The sequence below is a fragment of the Nocardia sp. NPDC058244 genome, from assembly GCF_042882065.1.
Classification (GTDB): domain Bacteria; phylum Actinomycetota; class Actinomycetes; order Mycobacteriales; family Mycobacteriaceae; genus Nocardia.
Genome location: NZ_JBHVWX010000003.1, coordinates 140,211 through 154,120 on the forward strand (window position 1 = coordinate 140,211; position 13,910 = coordinate 154,120).

14 protein-coding genes are annotated in these 13,910 nt (G+C 69.2%); 8 read left to right on the forward strand and 6 right to left on the reverse strand.

Annotation, left to right across the window (positions count from 1 at the left end; genetic code table 11):
• Positions 1-188 precede the first annotated feature (188 nt).
• The 3 genes from ACFVW6_RS10385 to fadD5 are packed head-to-tail and all read left to right on the forward strand — an operon-like array spanning position 189 to position 3,569.
• Positions 189-1,175, forward strand: a complete 987-nt coding sequence (locus ACFVW6_RS10385) for a nitronate monooxygenase family protein (protein WP_355281868.1) — start codon at positions 189-191, stop codon at positions 1,173-1,175.
• A complete protein-coding gene (locus ACFVW6_RS10390; RefSeq protein ID WP_378826670.1) occupies positions 1,172-1,978 on the forward strand; it encodes an enoyl-CoA hydratase-related protein in 807 nt (268 codons plus the stop codon). Before ACFVW6_RS10385 ends, ACFVW6_RS10390 begins: the two co-directional genes overlap by 4 nt.
• Before the next feature lie 19 nt (positions 1,979-1,997).
• Positions 1,998-3,569 carry a fatty-acid--CoA ligase FadD5 gene (fadD5, locus tag ACFVW6_RS10395; protein ID WP_378826672.1) on the forward strand — a complete coding sequence of 524 codons (1,572 nt, stop codon included), beginning with the start codon at positions 1,998-2,000 and terminating at the stop codon, positions 3,567-3,569.
• A 63-nt stretch (positions 3,570-3,632) separates the two neighbouring features.
• Here the strand turns inward: fadD5 and ACFVW6_RS10400 are convergent, their stop codons facing one another.
• The 4 genes from ACFVW6_RS10400 to ACFVW6_RS10415 form a co-directional block, all read right to left on the reverse strand.
• The gene (locus ACFVW6_RS10400; RefSeq protein WP_378826674.1) at positions 3,633-4,691 is read right to left on the reverse strand and encodes an alpha/beta fold hydrolase; all 1,059 of its coding nucleotides are present in this window, start codon (positions 4,689-4,691) and stop codon (positions 3,633-3,635) included.
• Between the two features lie 42 nt (positions 4,692-4,733).
• Positions 4,734-6,083, reverse strand: a complete 1,350-nt coding sequence (locus ACFVW6_RS10405; protein ID WP_378826677.1) for a lipase family protein — start codon at positions 6,081-6,083, stop codon at positions 4,734-4,736.
• 73 nt (positions 6,084-6,156) lie between these two features.
• Complete coding sequence (locus tag ACFVW6_RS10410) at positions 6,157-7,143, reverse strand: diiron oxygenase (protein ID WP_378826679.1); 987 nt, start codon at positions 7,141-7,143, stop codon at positions 6,157-6,159.
• A gap of 98 nt (positions 7,144-7,241) precedes the next feature.
• Positions 7,242-8,102 (reverse strand): oxygenase MpaB family protein, encoded by an 861-nt coding sequence (locus ACFVW6_RS10415; protein WP_378826681.1) that lies wholly within the window; start codon positions 8,100-8,102, stop codon positions 7,242-7,244.
• Positions 8,103-8,281: 179 nt separating this feature from the next.
• Here ACFVW6_RS10415 and ACFVW6_RS10420 point away from each other — a divergent pair, with 179 nt between their 5' ends.
• Entirely contained in the window at positions 8,282-9,019 is a 738-nt protein-coding gene (locus tag ACFVW6_RS10420) for an oxygenase MpaB family protein (RefSeq protein WP_378826683.1), read from the forward strand.
• A gap of 48 nt (positions 9,020-9,067) precedes the next feature.
• Here ACFVW6_RS10420 and ACFVW6_RS10425 read toward each other — a convergent pair whose 3' ends face one another.
• A complete protein-coding gene (locus ACFVW6_RS10425) occupies positions 9,068-10,069 on the reverse strand; it encodes an oxygenase MpaB family protein (protein WP_378826685.1) in 1,002 nt (333 codons plus the stop codon).
• Positions 10,070-10,074: 5 nt separating this feature from the next.
• Positions 10,075-11,241, reverse strand: a complete 1,167-nt coding sequence (locus ACFVW6_RS10430; RefSeq protein ID WP_378826687.1) for a thiolase family protein — start codon at positions 11,239-11,241, stop codon at positions 10,075-10,077.
• A gap of 472 nt (positions 11,242-11,713) precedes the next feature.
• On the opposite strand from ACFVW6_RS10430, the gene ACFVW6_RS10435 reads away from it, so the two are divergent.
• Genes ACFVW6_RS10435 through ACFVW6_RS10450 form a run of 4 tightly spaced genes read left to right on the forward strand, consistent with a single transcriptional unit; the run spans position 11,714 to position 13,902 of the window.
• A complete protein-coding gene (locus tag ACFVW6_RS10435) occupies positions 11,714-11,938 on the forward strand; it encodes a hypothetical protein (RefSeq protein ID WP_357349945.1) in 225 nt (74 codons plus the stop codon).
• Positions 11,938-12,123, forward strand: coding sequence for a hypothetical protein (locus ACFVW6_RS10440; protein WP_378826690.1), 186 nt, complete (start codon positions 11,938-11,940; stop codon positions 12,121-12,123). The genes ACFVW6_RS10435 and ACFVW6_RS10440 overlap by 1 nt, the downstream gene beginning before the upstream one ends.
• A gap of 41 nt (positions 12,124-12,164) precedes the next feature.
• A complete protein-coding gene (locus tag ACFVW6_RS10445) occupies positions 12,165-13,037 on the forward strand; it encodes an MlaE family ABC transporter permease (protein WP_378826692.1) in 873 nt (290 codons plus the stop codon).
• 1 nt (position 13,038) lies between these two features.
• Entirely contained in the window at positions 13,039-13,902 is an 864-nt protein-coding gene (locus ACFVW6_RS10450; protein ID WP_355283853.1) for an ABC transporter permease, read from the forward strand.
• Positions 13,903-13,910 lie beyond the last annotated feature (8 nt).

Genomic DNA, 13,910 nt, shown 5'->3' on the forward strand with positions numbered 1-13,910 from the left:
CCCGCGGCCGGACGGCCGTGCAGGAAGCTCCTGGGATCCAACGGGGCGGCGCGGACTGTTGACAGGTCGCGCCGACCGCCGTTAAGTTAATCACAATTCTCGTTAAGTTAATCATGGTTCTCGTCGGTTGCAAAGCATTCCCAGCGGACTGCGGCCGACGGGAACGTCGAATCCGGAGGGAGGGCGCGATGTTGCGCACCCGATTCACCGAGGCTTTCGGTGTCGAGCACCCGATCGTGCAGGGCGGCATGATGTGGGTCGGCCGAGCCGAGCTCGCCGCGGCCGTGTCCAACGCGGGCGGCCTCGGCATCGTCACCGGGCTGACCCAGCCCACGCCGCAGGCGCTGCGCGAGGAGATCGCCCGCACCAGGGACCTCACCGACAAGCCGTTCGGGGTGAATCTGACGATCCTGCCGTCGATCACGCCGCCGCCGTACGAGGAGTACCGGCAGGCGATCATCGACGGCGGTGTGCCCATCGTGGAGATCGCGGGCGGCAACCCGGCCACCCACCTGCCCTTCCTCAAGGACGCCGGGATCAAGGTGCTGCACAAGTGCACCAGCGTCAAGCACGCGCTCAAGGCGCAGCAGGTCGGCGTCGACGGCGTGAGCATCGACGGCTTCGAATGCGCCGGTCACCCCGGCGAGAACGACACCCCCGGCCTGGTGCTCATCCCCGCCGCCGCGCGCGAACTCGAGATCCCGATGATCGCCTCCGGCGGCATCGCCGACGCGCGCGGCCTCGTCGCCGCGATGGCGCTGGGCGCCGACGGCGTCAACATGGGCACCCGGTTCCTGTGCACCGTCGAGTCGCCGATCGCGCACGCGGTCAAGGAGCAGATCGTCGCCAACACCGAGCTCGACACCAAGCTGATCTTCCGCACCATGAACAACACCGCCCGGGTCGCCGACAACGCCGTCAGCCGCCAGGTCGTCGAGATCGAGCGCGGCGGTGGCACCTTCGCCGATGTGCGCGATCTGGTCGCGGGCGCGCGGGGCCGCAAGGTCTACGAGGAGGGCGATGTGGACGCGGGCATCTGGAGCGTCGGCCAGTGTCAGGGCCTGATCCACGACATCCCCACCTGCGGCGATCTGGTCGCGCGGATCGTGCGCGAGGCCGAGGACCTCATCGCGGGCCGGCTGTCGGGCAGCATCGTCGAGGCGGTCGCCCGATGAGCGATAGCCTGCACGTCGACGCCGAACACGGCGTCTTGCGCATCACCATCGATCGCCAGGCCAGGATGAACGCGGTCGACCTCGCGACCATGGCCGAACTGTCCCAGGCGATCAGGGCGGCCGCCGACGACCCGACCACCCGGGTGATCGTGCTGACCGGCGCGGGCAAGGCGTTCTGCACCGGCGCCGATCTCGCCGCGGCGGCCGCCGCGGGCGGGAACGAGGCGTCGCCGGAGCTGGTGATGGACACCGCCAACGGCGTAATCCGTGCGATCGTCGGCTCGCCACTCCCGGTGATCGCGCAGGTCAACGGCCCCGCCGCCGGGGTGGGCACCTCGATCGCGCTGGCCGCCGATCTCATCTACGCCGCCGAGGACACCTACCTGCTGCTGCCGTTCACCTCCATCGGCCTGATGCCCGACGGAGGCGCGACGGCGCTGGTCGCGGCGGCGATGGGACGGGCGCGGGCCGCGGAGATGGCGCTGCTCGGCGCCCGCCTGCCCGCGGCCGAGGCCGCCGCGGCCGGCCTGATCACCGGCAGCGTGCCCGCCGCCGACCTCACCGAGCACGTCGACACCGTCGCCGCGAAGCTCGCGACGGGCCCCCGGCGGGCGCTCGAGCTGACCAAGGCCGCGATCAACGCCGCCACCCTGTCCGAGCTCGACGGGGCGCTCGCACGGGAGAAGCACGGCCAGACCGAACTGCTCACCTCCGCCGACTTCCTGGAGGGGATGACCGCGATGCTCACCCGTCGCGCCCCGAATTTCGCCGGCGCTCCCCGCCCGATCGCCGACCCGGCCTAGCTCTCTCGAGGAGACGACGATGTCCACTGCCGCAGAACCGATGCGCTCGCGACGCAATCACTGGATGAACCAGATCGCGATGCACGCCACCGCCATCCCGGACGCGCCCGCGCTGCGCTACCTCGGCGAAACCACCACCTGGCGCGAACTGCACGAGCGGGTGCAGAAGCTGGCCGACGCCCTGTCCCGGCGCGGTGTCGGCGCCGGCGACCGGGTGCTGATCCTGATGCTCAACAACACCGAGTACATCGAATCGGTGTTCGCCGTCAATACGCTCGGCGCCATCGCGGTGCCGGTGAACTTCCGGCTCACCCCGCCCGAGATCGCCTACCTGGTCACCGACAGCGGCGCCACGACGATCATCACCGAGGCGATGTTCGCCCCGCTGGTCACCGCGGTCGCCGCCCAGACCGGCGGCCTGGACACCCGCATCGTGGTCGGCGTCGGCACCTGCGAGGGCATGCTCGGCTACGACGACCTGCTCGCCGAGGAGGGTGACCCGCACGAGCCGCTCGACGTGCCCGAGGACACCGCCGCGCTGATCATGTACACCTCCGGCACCACCGGCAACCCCAAGGGCGCGGTGCTGACCCACCTCAACATGAACGCGCAGGCGCTGACCTGTATCCGGGCCATGCGCTACGGCCCTGACGACATCGCCTTCTGCGCCTCACCGCTGTTCCACATCGCCGGATTGGGTTCGATCGCTTCCTGTTTCGTGCTCGGCTCGCTGACGGTGATCCATCCGCTCAAGGCCTTCGACGCGACCGAGGTCCTCGACGCGTGGGAGCGCGAGCGCGCCACCTCGGTGTTCCTGGTCCCGGCGCAGTGGCAGATCGTCTGCGCCGATCCCTCGGTGCCGCAGCGTGATCTGCGCCTGCGGGTGATCAGCTGGGGCGCCGCGCCCGCCTCGGACACGGTGCTGCGCGCCATGGCCGAGACCTTCCCCGACGCGCTCAATGTGGCGGTCTTCGGCCAGACCGAGATGTCGCCGATCACCTGCGTGCTCGACGGCGAGGACGCGATCCGCAAGCTCGGGTCGGTCGGCAAGCCGATCCCGACCATCGCCACCCGGATCGTGGACGACGAGATGAACGATGTCGCCCCCGGTGAGATCGGCGAAATCGTCTATCGCGGACCGACGTTGATGCGCGAGTACTGGAACAACCCGCGCGCCACCGCCGACGCGTTCGCGGGTGGCTGGTTCCACTCCGGGGATCTGGTCCGCCGGGACGAGGAGGGGTTCGTCTACGTCGTCGACCGCAAGAAGGACATGATCATCTCCGGCGGTGAGAACATCTACTGCGCCGAGGTCGAGAACGTGCTCTTCAGTCATCCCCGCATCCGCGAGGCCGCGGTGATCGGCAGGGCCGACGACAGGTGGGGCGAGGTGCCGGTGGCGATCATCGCCGTCGAGGACGCCGACGCGATCACCCTCGCCGATCTCGAAGCGCACCTCAACGCCCATCTGGCCCGCTACAAGCATCCGAAGGATCTCGTCGTGGTGGAGACGCTGCCGCGCAATGCCGGCGGCAAGGTGGTCAAGCACGAACTGCGCAAGCTGCACGGTTCGGCGCCGGTCGCCGGCTGACGAGCCGATGCGACGGGGCCCGGTGACGCCACGTCACCGGCCCCTGTCGCGTGGTGGAACCGGTCAGCCGCGGAGGAATTCCTCGATCGCGGGCCAGGTGGTGTCGGCGGCGGCCGGTCCGGCGAGCAGGCCGAGGTGGCCGCCGGGGACCTCGACGAAATGGGTCTCGGCGGCGTTCGGGAGGATCTCGAGACCGCGCCGCACGGCACGCGCGGGTACAACGAGGTCGGCGCGGCTGCCGACCAGCAGGACCCGGCAGGTGACCTTGGCCAGTTCGACGACGAGGTCCGAGCGCAGCCGGATCGACCCGCTCGCCAGTTCGTTGCGCAACACCAGGCTGCGATAGATCTGCCAGTACGACCGCCCCGGGTAGCCGGGCATGCTGGACATGAACCGGTCGGTGGCCTCCATCCGCGCCAGTGCCTCGGTGTCGAGGGCGTTGCGCAGCAGGAACATCGGCCGGGCGAGTTCGCGATCGAACGCCTGGAGCCGGAAGCCGAGCTGGACGAACTCCTGCGGAATACCGCCCATCAGACGGGTGGCCACGGCCATCTCACGACCGCCGGTGACCCGGCCCGCCCAGCGCAGCGGTTGCAGCATCGGTGTGCGGGCCTGGTCGATCGGGGTGGCCAGACCGGTGATCGAGGCGATCGGCAGGTCGGGGTGGGCGGCCGCGGTGAGCAGGGCCATCGCCCCGCCCAGCGACCAGCCGACGACGTCGACTGGGCCGTCGTGCTCGTGCGCGACCCGCAGGATCGCCTCGGGCAGGATGTCGTGGGTCCAGTCCTCGAGCCCGAGATCGCGGTCGGCGTAACCGAATCGGCCGTAGTCGATGACGTACGGCTGCCTGCCCTGGTCGAGCAGGAAGCGCACCAGGCTCTGGCCCGGACGCAGGTCGAAGCAGGCGGGCGTCACCGCCAGCGGCGGCACCAGCAGCACGGGGTTGCCGGTCGCCGGTGTCGTCCGGTCGTAGCGCTTCAGCTGCCGGTACTGCCCCTCGTACACCGTGGTCGACGGCGCGGGCCGCGCCGGCTCGAGCCCATCGCCGAACGACACCGACCACACATTGCGCGCCGCGCGCCGCGCGTCCGCCACGATCCCCAGCACCACAGAACCCCTCACTTCACCTTTTCTGCCGGACGGCAGTCGTCACCGATCGAATCGTCACGCCGCGTGGCGGTCCGCGCCCGGCCGCACGCCGTGGGCGGGCCCGCTCGCCGCGCCGGTCAGCGGCCGGCCGAACAGCACCCGCGCGGCGGCCCGGACGAACCCCGCCAGGCCGTGGCGGCCGGCGGGCAGTCCGAGCACGCTCCACACCGTGCGGGTCTGCGACGGTGTCGCGGGCGCGCCGGCGAACCGGTCCGCGAGCCAGTTCAGGCTCAGCGGTGTCGACAACGCCAGCAGCGTGATGTGCTCGCTGAGCCGGTCGCGCAGGTAGGTGACGTGCGCGCCGTGGGCGCGATAGCGGTCCACCAGGGCGTCGATATCGGCGGTCGCGATGATCTGGTCGTGCACCGCCTGCACGACCAGCAGCGGTACCGCGGGCGCCCTGGTCCCCAGTTCGGCATCGGTGAACACCGCCACCAGGTCCTCGAGCGCGAGCAGTTCGGCGATCGGCATGGTCGTGTGCCGGTCGACGTCGTAGCGCGCCAGGCGCAGCACCGACGCGCCGGTGGTCGAGCGGGCTGCCCGCTCGAGCACAGCGTGACCGGCCTCGCTGACATGTTCGCCGAGGACGGCGTCGAACGCCGGATACACCCGGCGCAGCGCGGCGACGACCAGCGTCGGCAGGCCCGCGTGCAGGCTGCCGTTGAGCCGGTGGAAGGTCGAGAGCAGATCGCCCACCGGCGAGCCGAGGACCGCGCCGACGATGTCGAGTTCCGGTGCGTAGGTGGGCGCCATCTCGGCGGCCCACGACGTCGCCAGGCCACCGCCGGAGTATCCCCACAGCCCCACCTGGGCCCGCTGGTCCAGGCCGAGCGGCGCGAAGGCCAGCGCGGCCCGAACGCCGTCGAGCGCACGATAGCCGGGCTCACGCGGCGCGCCCCAGGCGCCGAGCATGCCTTCGTGATCGGGGATGGACACGGCCCAGCCCCGGCTCAGCGCGTCGGCGAAGCACAGCAGCTCGACGTGGGCGAACGTGCCGATCGCGCGCGAGCCGCGCTGCAGGGCGTAGGACGGGAACCCGCGCGAGGACACCGCGTCGATCGCGCACTGGAACGACAGCAGCGGCGTCGCCGGTCCGGCACCGCCCGCCGGGGCGATCACCGTCGTCACCGCGGCCTCGGGCCGCCCGTTCAGGTCGGTGGTGCGGTACAGCAACTGCCACGCCGACACCTTCAGCGGGATCAGCCCGAAGGCGGCGAGTTCGATCGGCCGCGACCGCAGGATCGTGCCCTCGGCGAGCTGCTCGAATCCGGCCCGCGGCTGATAGAACGGGTCGGCGTCGGGCAGGACGGCCCAGGCGGGAGCCGTCCAGGTCTCGGCGCGCGATCGGGTGGGGTCGGCAGTCAACGGTGTACTCCAGGGGAAGGTGCGGACGACGGGCCGGTCGCGGAGACCGGCCCGTCGGGGCGGATCAGCGTGGTCAGGCGGCCCTGCGGGCGGGCTCGCTGCGATAGCGCGACGCGGCGCCATCGATCCCGAGCAGGCGCCAGGTGAGCCTGGCGACCGGGTTCATCAGGCCGGTGCCGACCGCCAGCGCGCGCACGTCACCGAAGACGTCGCGCTTGGTGGCCTGCGACTCGGGGCTGCCCCAGTACGCCTCGCGCATCACCTCGTCCGGAATGCCGAACTTGTCGACGAACTGCTTCGGCGGCGTCGCGATCATCGACAGCATCACCCGCATGGCGATCGGGAAGGCCACCGACAGCACGGTTTTCGTGATCGGATGCATCGACGGCACGTTCTTGCGCAGGTACTCGTGCGCGAACGAGATGTGCCGCGCTTCTTCCGCCACATGGATCTGCATGACCCGATGGACCATCGGGTGCATGTCCACGCCACCGCGCAGCAGCGATTTCTGCAAGTGGTCGATCGGTTCCTCGCCACCCAGGATCATCGTGAAGAACAATTCCGGGAAGTACTTCACCGCGGGCCAGATGATCATGGTCAGCTTGCGGTCGATGGTGCCCATGCCGACCACATCGCGATAACCGATGCGATTGATCATCTCCTGGAACATCATCGTGTGGTTGCACTCTTCGGCCGCCTCGTGGGTGACGTAGCGGAACTCCGGGTCACCGTTGGGCACCGAGATCAGGTACTGCATCAGCCCGCGGATCAGCAGCTGCTCGAAATCCAGGCCGACCTTGGCGATCCCGGCCTGGCGCCACATCCCCATCGCGATCTGCTTGTCGACGGGCTGGGCCTTGTACCAGGGATGGCGGCCCAGCGGGTCCTCGTCGGGCATGATCCAGCGCGGATCGTCGGAGTGCACGGCGAACTCCGGTGACTCCCAGTCGATATCGACATAGGGGTCGAAGTGCTTGGTCACAGATCCCTCGGACAGACTGCGCAGGATCTCGTGGTATCCGGGTTCCCCCGGACGCGTGGCGGCGGTGGACAGCGTCATCGATGTCTCCTCAGTAGGTGCTGCCTCCAGTTTAGTGGTACCGGCAGTACCATACAAGGGTTGGCGCTACTTCGCGTTACACCTACCTTGCCACCCCGCTAGACGAGCGATTTCCCCGCCGCGTCGCGCTTGCGCATATCGACGAGCAGACGCGGGAACGGCTGGTGCCGCACACCCTGCGGAAGCACCGTGAGCACGCGCCCGAAACCACGCATGACCAGCTCGAACGCGCGCTGCCGACGCGGACTCCACGCCAGCCCCAGGCTGTCGCGGAACCGCTGCGGGAGATATCCGGTGACGAAGAAGCGATTGATCCGGCGGCCCGCGATCCGGATGGGCCAGGGCTGCGGACCGAGGTCGACGACGTGCTCGAGCAGATACCCGCGCACCTCGGCATCGAGGGCGAGCTCGTCGAGCATCGAGTCCCAGTAGCGGTCGAAGGCCACCCGGTCGGCGGGCCACAGCTCCGCGGGCATCTGCAGGGTCGTGCCGAACCGCGCCGAGTCCTGGTACAGCTCGTCGGCGAAGGTCTCGTCCAGCGCGCCGAACAGCAGCTCGAGACTGTCGCGGGTCCCGCGGTAGATGCACGCGGCCACCCACAGCTGCAGCCGCGGGTCGAAGGCGTTGTACTTCACCGGCCCGCCGGGCCGGTTGCGCACCTGTCGATGGGAGGTACCGACCGCCTCCCGGAACACCGCCCGATCCTCCTCGGTGCCGAGCATCGCCACCGCGAGATAGGTCAGGGTCGTCTTGGCGCGCTTGCCCGGATTCCGCGCGTAGCTCCCGGATTCGACCGTGCTCTCCACCACGCCACGCCCGACCGGAAGCAGGCTCAGCTGCATCACGACATTGGCGGGCCCACCGAGGATCGCCCCGGCGCCGGTCAGGTAGCGATGCCTGCGCTCGGCGTTGTCGTCGACGGGATGCTGCGGCTGCGCTGCCGCGCGGGGCTGAGACACGACCAACCTCCAAGAGAGTGAGAGACTTACCCATTCAGACTCTCACCCCTTCGCCCGTCGACGCAAGGCCGAGATGGGGAATACATCATCACATGCGAGGCGATTCACTCGGAATATGACTGTCTTCAAGACAGAATGAAGAGTAACTTACTGCTCGGATCACGACGGAGGGGGTATCCATGACCGAGCGGGCCGGGCCGCTGTTGCGGCGTCACCTCGGCGACCGGCGATTCCTGTTGACGCTGCCGCGCGCAATCGGGTTGCAGGTCCTGCACCCCATCATCGCGACCGCGCTGTGCGAGCACGCGCCGAATCGCCTGTGGGAACACAAGAAACGCACCGTTTCGCAGATGATCTATCTGGCCCACACGGGCCGGGCCGCGGATTCGGTGATCCGCTTCGCCCACGAGCACGTGAAGGGCGTCGACGACCGGGGACAGCGCTACCACGCGCTGCATCCCGAGGTCTTCCTCTTCCAGCACGCCACCTATGTGGAAACGCTGCTCACCGCCGCCGACCTGTTCGGCCCCACACTCTCCCCGGACGACCGCGACCAGCTCTACCGGGAGACCCTGGCCTGGTACCGGACCTACGGCGTCAGCGATCGCCTGCTCCCCCGGACCCGCCCGGAATTCACCGAGTACTTCGCCGACACCTGCGCGACCCAGCTGCGCGTCGGACCCGCCGCGCGCGCATTCCGCGATCAGGTGCTGCGCCCCGACGCCTGGATCGTCCGCCACCTGCCCGCGGGCGCCGCCAGGGCGATGCAGCATCCGCGGGCGCTCGCGCTGTTCGACGTCGCCCCCACCGCCGCCGACACCGCGGCACTGCGCGCCGTCGCGCTCACCGCGCGCACCGGATTCACGATGGCACCCCGGCGACTTCGCTACGTGTCACAGGCCCGGGTCGCGCGCTGACCGGGGCCGCAGGCTCGACGAACCGGCGGCCCCCTCCCCCTGGACGGGTCAGATGATCGCCTTGTGCTTGCGGATCCGGCGCCGCACGTCCGCCATCATCGCGTTGGTGCCGGAGAACCGGATGAACCGCGGAATGAACCGGTTGACGAAGCCGACGAAGAGGAACAGATTCTCGAACCGCCGCTGATCGGCCGCACTCCACTCGACACCCATCTGCTCCTGGAAGTGCGGCGGCAGGAAGCCCGCCGTCAGGAACCGCAGCAGCCCGCCCAGCAGCAGGCGCAGCGACCAGTGGATCATCCGCAGGTGCAGCAGGTCGTCGATGTAGGCGCGGAAATCGTCGTCGCACACCACGTCCCGGCACGCCTGCACCCAGTACGCGTCGAACTCGGCGTGGGTCTTGGGCCACATGTCGGGGTGCACCTGCAGGGTGGTGCCGAAGGTGTCCGCGCCCTGATAGAACTGCTCGAGCTCGGCCTCGGTCATCTTGCCGCACAGCAGCTGGTGGGTGTCCTCGTAGCCGATGTAGATCGCCGCTGCCACGTACAGCTGCAGGTTCCGGTCGAAGGCGTTGTACTTCACCTTCGAGTTCGGCCCCGACCGCACCTGCCGATGGGCGACGTTCACCGCCTCGCGCATCGCCCGCTTCTCCTCGTCGGAGCCGAGCACCGCCACCGCCAGATAGGCCGCGGTGGTCCGCAACCGCTTCCACGGGTGCACCATCAGCGCCCCCGACTCGACCGGGCTCTCCATCACGCCCGCCGCGACCCCGCGATGCGCGAACTGCATCGCCACATTCGCCGCCGCGCCCGCGAACGCCCAGAAATCGAGCGCGTCCGCCAGTTGCGCGGGCCGCTTCCGGGGCGAACGATGACTGTCGGGCAACGGGATCCGCACCTGCGCCAGCGTCAACGGCGCGTGCGATGCCGGGTCCGGCGCGGGTGCCGCGCTCGTCCCCGGCATGGGGACATGACCCGGCCCCTCGGCCACGTACATCGCGCTGGTCGGGTCGTCGTAGTCGGGCTCGCCGGACTTCGCCGCGGTGGTCATCGCCGTCACACCCGTTCGATGATCGTCGCGTTGGCCATGCCGCCGGCCTCGCACATCGTCTGCAACCCGTAGCGACCGCCGGTCTGCTCGAGATGGTTGACCATGGTGGCGAGCAGCCGGGTGCCCGATCCGCCGAGCGGATGGCCCAGCGCGATCGCGCCGCCGCGCGGGTTCACCCGCTCCGGATCGGCGCCGAGCTCGTGCTGCCACACCAGCGGAACCGGCGCGAACGCCTCGTTGACCTCGAAGGTATCGATGTCGTCGACGGTGAGCGAGACCCGCTCGAGCGCCTTGCGGGTCGCCGGGACGACCGCGGTCAGCATGAGCGTCGGGTCGTCGCCTGCCACCGCGAAGGAATGGAACCGCGCGCGCGGGGTCAGTCCCAGCTTCGCCGCCATCCGCTCACTCATGATCAGTGCCGCCGACGCACCGTCGGTCAGCGGCGAGGAGTTGCCCGGGGTCACCGACCAGGAGATCTCCGGAAACCGTTCCAGCGCGGCGGGATCGGTGAACGCCGGACGCAGGTTCGCCAGACCCTCGACGGTCGTGCCAGGCCGGATCGTCTCGTCGGCGTCGAGGACACCGGCGGAGGTCAGCTCCGCGTCGAAACCGCCCGCGGCCGCGGTGGCCGCCGCCAGCCGGTGCGAGCGAGCCGCGAACTCGTCGAGCGTGGTGCGGTCCAGTTTCCATCGGGCGGCGAGGATTTCGGCGGCGATGCCCTGGCCGATCAGCCCGGCCGGGTAGCGCACCGCGAGCGGACCGCGCAGCGCGTCCTTACCCTGCGCGTTGGAGAACATCGGCGCCCGGCTCATCGACTCCACGCCACAGGCGATCGCCACGTCGTACGCGCCGGCGAGCACGCCCTGGGCCGCGAAGTGCACCGCCTGCTGACTCGAGCCGCACTGCCGGTCGACCGTGGTGGCGGGCACGGACTCCGGGAAGTCCGCCGCCAGCACGGCCGTGCGGGTGATGTTGCTCGACTGCTCACCGCTCTGGGTGACGCATCCGCCGATCACATCGTCGACCAGGGCGGGGTCGATCCCGGTCCGGTCGACCAGTTCGGCCAGCACCCCGGCCAGCAGGGTCGCCGGGTGGACCGACGACAGGCCACCACCGGGTTTTCCCCGCCCGGACGGTGTTCGGACAACATCGACGATGACCGCGGACATCATGATCCTCCTGCGCAACCGCCGACCGTCGGCGGCCTCAACGTCATAAGTTAATCACGATTCCGGCAGATTTCATCGATATTTCCACTGCTTCATGCGCCGTAGACGGCAATCAGCGGACCATGTTACCGTCAATTCCGCATCGCGTGGTTGGGATCGGGGGCGCGATGCGGGGGCCGCATCGGCGTCGGGCAACGCCGCCGCGGCGCCGATGCGGCCACTGGACGAGCAGCCGCCGAACCCCGGAAACGTTACCGGCGATTTTGCTCACATTTCCCAGAATCCGTAGTAACTTAGCTCAGGCGATCAACGCGAATCGCCGCCAACTCTGCGGATCTGCTGTGTATTCACTGGGAGATCAGCCGAAGAAGCACCCGCCGACGACAGAATGCTCGGCAACATCATCGGACCGTCAGCGACGTCGGCCACCAGCCGTCGATGCCACCGGTCCCGCGGAAAGGAACACCGGTACACCATGTTGCGACGGCTCGACAGGCTCTTGAGCTACGAGATGAAGGTCTCCGAGTTCCTCGGCACCCTGATCATCATCGGCATCCCGTACGGAATCGTCGGCGTCGTCTGGACGCTCACCCACACCGCGCATCTGCGCAACCTCTACGGCGTCGACCTGGTCATCTCGTTCCTCGGATCGATCGTCTGCTGGCCGGTGCTCACCTTCGCGAATGTGACGATGACCTGATGATGGCGCTGGTCTGGGTCATCGACATCGTGGTGACCGTCGTCAAGATCCTGGGTGGCCGAACGCAGGTCAATCCCGTTCTCCGCGTGGGCATGTGGATCTCGCTGCTGTGCGTCGTCGCGGTCGGTCTCGCCGCGGGCGCCGGCTTCCTCGTCCTGCTCGAACGCTGGCTGAGCACGCTCTGAACCGCCGCGCTCCGGCGCGACAAGAAAGGATTCGGTGCGGCGTGACCTCCACCGAGCATTCCCCGGCGGGCACCGCGCCGCCGCAACCCTCCGAGGTCGGCCGGATCGCCGACAGCGTCACCGGTCTGTGGCAACGCCACCCCCAGCAGTCGGTCGAGACCCTGGGCAGGCAGGTCCTGCTCGGCCGGGCCGCGATCGCCCAGCTGTTCCTGTCCCTGGTGCAGCGGCGATTCCCGTTCCAGGAGTTCATCCGGCAGTGCGCCTTCATGGCCAATGTCTCCGCCGTGCCGACGGTGTTCGTCGCGATCCCGGTCGCGGTGGTCGTCTCCATCCAAGTCGGCGCGCTGGTCAACCAGGTCGGCGCGACCACCTTCATCGGCGCGGTGGCCGGGCTCGGCATCATCCGGCAGGGGGCGCCGCTGGTGACCTCGCTGATGATCGCGGGCGCGGTCGGTTCGGCCATCTGCGCCGACCTGGGCTCGCGCACCATCCGCGAGGAGATCGACGCCATGAAGGTGATGGGCGTCGATCCGGTGCGCCGGCTGGTCGCCCCGCGGCTGGCGGCCGCGGTACTGGTCAGCATGCTGCTGTGCGGATTCATCGTGTTCGTCGGCTTCGCCACCGCCTACCTGTTCAACGTCTACGCCCAGCACGGCACCCCGGGGTCGTTCATCAGCTCCTTCGCGTCCTTCGCGGTCGCCAACGACCTGCTCGTCGCGCTGGTGAAGGCGGCGATCTTCGGGGCGCTCACCTCGATCATCGCCTGCGACATCGGTCTGCACACCAAGGGCGGGCCCGGCGGGGTGGCCAACTCGGTCAACTCGGCGGTGGTCTCCTCGGCGCTGATGCTGTTCGCCACCAACATCATCGTCACCCAGCTCTACAACACCCTCTTCCCGGCGAAGGTGGTGTGAGGTGGCCGCCGAGTACATCCCGCCCGCGCTGCGCCCGGTCCGCGCCGTCGGCGCGGCCGCCAAGATCCCCGTCCAGGCCAATCAGCGGCTCGGGCACCAGGCCATCGTCTTCTTCCAGGCCCTGATCGCGATTCCGTTCACGCTGCGGCACTACCGCAAGGAGGTCGCGCGCCTGGTCGCCGATGTCGGCTGGGGCAACGGTTCGCTGATCGTGGGCGGTGGCACCGTCGGTGTCGTCATCGTGCTGTGCGCGTTCGGCGGCATCACCGTCGGCATGGAGTCCTACTCCGCGCTGAACCTGCTGACCATGGGCCCGCTGACCGGGGCCATCTCCGGTTTCGCCACCACCCGCGAGATCGCGCCCATCCTGGCCACCCTCGCCTTCGCCATCCAGTCCGGCTGCCGGTTCACCGCCCAGCTCGGCTCGATGCGGATCTCCGAGGAGATCGACGCGCTGGAATCCATCGCGATCCGGCCGCTGCCCTACCTGGTGACCACCCGGATGATCGCGGCCACGGTCACCATCGTCCCGCTCTACACCCTCGGCCTGGCGGTGGCCTACCTGGCGACCAAGCTGTCGGTGCTGTTCCTCGGCGGTACCACCGCGGGCACCTACGACCACTACTTCTTCCAGTTCCTGATCGGCGGCGACGTGTTCTTCTCGCTGTTCAAGGTGGTCGTGTTCGTCCTGATCGCCGCCTTCATCCAGTGCTACTACGGCTTCGTCGCCGCCGGTGGCCCCGAAGGTGTCGGGGTCGCGGCGGGACGGGCGATCAAGATGGTCATCGTCGTGATGGTCTTCACCAATCTGTTTCTCACCCTTGCTATCTGGGGCATCGACCCCGGATTCCGGATCTCGGGATAGGTCGATCG